Consider the following 2,583-nt stretch of genomic DNA (forward strand, 5'->3'; position numbering starts at 1 on the left):
CCATACCGAACACGGAAGTTAAGCTCTCTAGCGCCGATGGTAGTTGGGACCTTGTCCCTGTGAGAGTAGGACGTCGCCAAGCAATCTTAAGACGAGTCAGAATGACTCGTCTTTTTTGTGTTTCTAACTTCTTATCAATTTCAAATGTAATTTAAGTTCTTGAATACTCCGTATGCCTCTATGGTTTTTGGGTATATCTATATAATTTTTCATTCAATTTCTTTCATGATTTTTGATATGCTATTTAAGATTTTCTGTTTTATTTCTTAAAGATAGGATTCATCAGTGTGTTAAAATAGTACAGTTGTTTTTAATGTACTTTAATATAAGAAGATTTAAGTTAGAAAAGGAGATAATATGAAAAAGATAAGTATAATTACTATAGTAGTCTTAGTCCTGCTAGTAATCGTGTATATGTTAGTTGGAAATTATTTTTATAACTATGCATTAAATGCGAAACAAGAAAAGGAATTTTTGCAAGATAATCCTCATTTAGTAGAAACGGTAAGTGCATCGGGAGATGAATTGGCTGCAAATGAAGAAAAGAATGCAAACTTCGTATCGAAGTATAAACCTAACACATTAACTATACGTTCTTTCGATAAATTAAATTTAAAAGGTTATGAATATATGAATGAACCATCTAGTCATAAATGGGCAATTGTAGTTCATGGATACAATGGTAGAGCATCAGAAATGACGAAATATATTCGTAATTTCTATGAACAAGGCTATAATGTCATAGCACCAGACCTTCGTGGGCACGGAAATAGTGAAGGGGATTATGTTGGTATGGGCTGGCATGATCGTAAAGATGTGTTAATTTGGATTCAACAAATCTTAAAGAAAGACCCTAATGCTGAAATAGCTCTATTTGGTGTTTCGATGGGCGGGGCAACTGTAATGATGACTTCAGGAGAAGATTTACCTTCTAATGTTAAAGTTATTATTGAAGATTGTGGATACTCAACTGTTATTGATGAATTTACTTATCAACTAAAAGATTTATTCCACTTACCGAAGTTTCCTGTTATGAATGCGGCAAATACGGTTACTAAATTAAGAGCTGGCTACGATTTAGAAGAAGCTTCAGCTGTAAAACAAGTAGCGAAAAGTAAAACACCTATGTTATTCATTCATGGGGATGCTGATACATTCGTTCCTTTTGAAATGTTAGATGAAGTATATAATGCTGCAAAAGTAGAAAAAGAGAAATTAATTGTTTCAGGTGCTGGACATGGAGAAGCGGAGAAAGTAGATTCGAATAAATATTGGAATACTGTATGGAAGTTCGTAGGGAAGTATATTCCGGCATAATTAAATTTGTTGCACTTATATAGACGATAATCGGAGGGATAATAATTAATCCTTTTGATTATCGTTTTTTTGTTAATTAGGTAGTCTGCTATAAGTGTGTTTTTGTATGTACTATATGAAGGAGATAGAGCAAAAACTTTTGAATTCCTTAATCTCAGTGCTACAATGATTGAAAACTAAATGTTAATGAGGTGTTTCTATGAAAATTGAAGTATGGTCGGATTTTGTATGCCCATTTTGCTATATTGGGAAACGTAGATTAGAGATGGCTTTAGAGCAATTTCCACATAAGAAGGATGTTGAAGTTGAGTTTAAAAGTTTTGAATTAGACCAAAATGCTCCAATCTATTCTGGAACAAGTATTAATGAAGTACTTGCATCAAAGTATGGAATTAGTATTGAAGAAGCTAAGCGTAATAACGTACAGCTAGGAAATCATGCAGCTAGTATGGGTTTAAGTTTTAATTTTGATGAGATGAAGCCGACGAACACGTTTGATGCGCATCGTCTTGCGAAGTTTGCAAAGGATCAAGGAAAAGAAAAAGAGATTACGGAAAATCTACTTTTCGCATACTTCACTGAATCGAGAAATTTAAGTGATGTGGATATACTTGCTACTATCGCTGAAGTTTCAGGTTTAGATAAGCAAGAGGCTTTAAATGTTATTAATGATAAAAATGCGTATGCAAATGATGTTAGAATTGATGAAGCGATTGCTCAGCAATATCAAATTTCGGGAGTACCTTATTTTATTATTAATCAAAAGTATGCTATTTCAGGTGCACAACCACTTGAAACTTTTGTTGGTGCACTTCAGCAAGTGTGGGAAGAAGAGAATCCTGCACCTAAGTTACAAGAACTTTCTTCAGAGGGTGGAAGCGATCTTTCTTGTACTGATGGAAGTTGTTCGGTGCCGTCGAAAGAGCAATAGTTTTTATAGTAGAGTAGTACCCCATAGATAGTTCTGTGGGGTGCTTGTATATAACTATAGAAGAAATACATAAGTGAAATCTATAAAATATAAAGTTTTTTTAAAAACGTATTGACGATTATACTTTAGAGGTGTAATATAGAACAAGTCGCCGATGACAATAACGTCGCAAGCGACAAACTAAATGAAAAACTTAGTTGACATTGAAAGATGAAAATGTTAACATAAGGAAGTCGCAAATGAGCGACCAAGTAGTTCTTTGAAAACTGAACGAAACAAACAACGTGAAACGTCAATTTTTATTTTAGATGCTAGACAAACTAACTTTATTGGAG

At 33.7% G+C, this 2,583-nt stretch carries 2 protein-coding genes and 1 rRNA gene; all 3 read left to right on the forward strand.

Annotated features, from left to right (window positions below; translation table 11 throughout):
* A 5S ribosomal RNA gene (gene rrf, locus CGQ22_RS33080) occupies positions 1-82 on the forward strand; the annotation flags it as partial.
* 275 nt (positions 83-357) lie between these two features.
* A complete protein-coding gene (locus CGQ22_RS31140; RefSeq protein WP_000723980.1) occupies positions 358-1,317 on the forward strand; it encodes an alpha/beta hydrolase in 960 nt (319 codons plus the stop codon).
* A gap of 199 nt (positions 1,318-1,516) precedes the next feature.
* Entirely contained in the window at positions 1,517-2,248 is a 732-nt protein-coding gene (locus CGQ22_RS31145) for a DsbA family oxidoreductase (protein ID WP_000687935.1), read from the forward strand.
* Positions 2,249-2,583 lie beyond the last annotated feature (335 nt).

Origin of the sequence: Bacillus sp. M13(2017) (assembly GCF_002218325.1) — a bacterium.
GTDB lineage: Bacteria > Bacillota > Bacilli > Bacillales > Bacillaceae_G > Bacillus_A > Bacillus_A thuringiensis_K.

What these genes read in the sequence shown, in the direction of transcription:
- CGQ22_RS31145 (WP_000687935.1), top strand. Translation starts at nt 1,517, where the DNA reads ATGAAAATTGAAGTATGGTCGGATTTTGTATGCCCATTTTGCTATATT.
- CGQ22_RS31140 (WP_000723980.1), top strand. Translation starts at nt 358, where the DNA reads ATGAAAAAGATAAGTATAATTACTATAGTAGTCTTAGTCCTGCTAGTA.